Below are 1,121 nucleotides of genomic sequence, written 5' to 3' on the forward strand. Positions count from 1 at the left end.
GAACAGACGCCGCCGCACCGCTCGTTCCGTCAGTTGAGCACGCTGGGGTTGCAGCTTGCGTTGGAGGAATTGGGGTTGCCCAGTTCGGCCGAGGACAGCCAGCAGCTGGCTGGGGCGATTCCACAGATGCCGCCGTTTCCTGAGGTGGTCGACACGCTCGCGCGCCTCAAGGCCATGGGATTCAAGCTGTGCATCGTGTCCAACACCGACGATGACATCATTGCCGGCAACGTCGCGCAGCTCGGTGGGCACATTGACCGGGTCATCACTGCCCAGCAGGCCGGTGCCTACAAGCCCGATCCGCGCCTGTTCGACTACGCTCACCAGCAGTTGGGCGTGCGCCGTGATGAAGTGGTGCACATCTGTGCCAGCCCGCACCTTGACCACGCCGCCGCGCGCGACATGCAGTTCCGCTGTGTGTGGATCGACCGCGGCACCGGTCGACAGTTGCTGCCTGACTATCGACCCGATGCGATGGTGAGCACCCTCGATCGAGTCGTGCCGCTGTTCAAATCCCTTGGCTGGTAACCCCTGGAGTCATCGTCATGGCGCACACCCTTGAAGGCGGTCTGCGTACCGCCCGCTACACCGACCTGGACCTTGAAGCGCCCGCCGTCGTCACCGCGCGCTCGGAATTGGTCGCGTGCTTTCAACTCGCAGCGCTGCACGGCTTGGAGGAAGGTATCTGCAATCACTTCTCCGCCATGGTGCCGGGACGCGATGATTTATTTTTCGTGAACCCGTACGGGTATGCGTTCGAGGAAGTTACCGTCGACAATCTGCTGGTCTGCGACTTCAATGGCAATGTTGTAGCCGGCGAAGGTCAGCCTGAAGCAACTGCGTTCTATATCCACGCGCGCCTTCACAAACAACTTCCAAGGGTGAAAGTGGCGTTTCATACGCACATGCCCCACGCCACTGCACTGTGCTTGCTGCAAGGGGCGCCATTGTTGTGGTTTGGGCAGACCGCGTTGAAATTCTACGGACGGACGGCGGTAGACGAGAACTACAACGGCCTGGCACTCGATGCGTCAGAGGGTGATCGGATTGCCAGCGTTATGGGGGATGCCGATGTGCTGTTCTTGAAGAACCATGGTGTGATTGTTGCGGGCCCGACTATT

The 1,121-nt window shown here is 60.5% G+C and carries 2 protein-coding genes; both read left to right on the forward strand.

Translation table 11 applies throughout. From position 1 onward, the window contains the following. Window positions 1-528: HAD-IA family hydrolase (locus J0A65_RS23775; RefSeq protein WP_206596747.1), on the forward strand; the 528-nt coding region annotated here is incomplete at its 5' end. A gap of 17 nt (window positions 529-545) precedes the next feature. Continuing rightward, window positions 546-1,121, forward strand: a 576-nt coding sequence (locus J0A65_RS23780) for an aldolase (RefSeq protein ID WP_206596748.1), incomplete at its 3' end; no start/stop codon positions are given.

This window comes from Bowmanella yangjiangensis (genome assembly GCF_017255015.1).
Taxonomy (GTDB): Bacteria; Pseudomonadota; Gammaproteobacteria; order Enterobacterales; family Alteromonadaceae; genus Bowmanella; species Bowmanella yangjiangensis.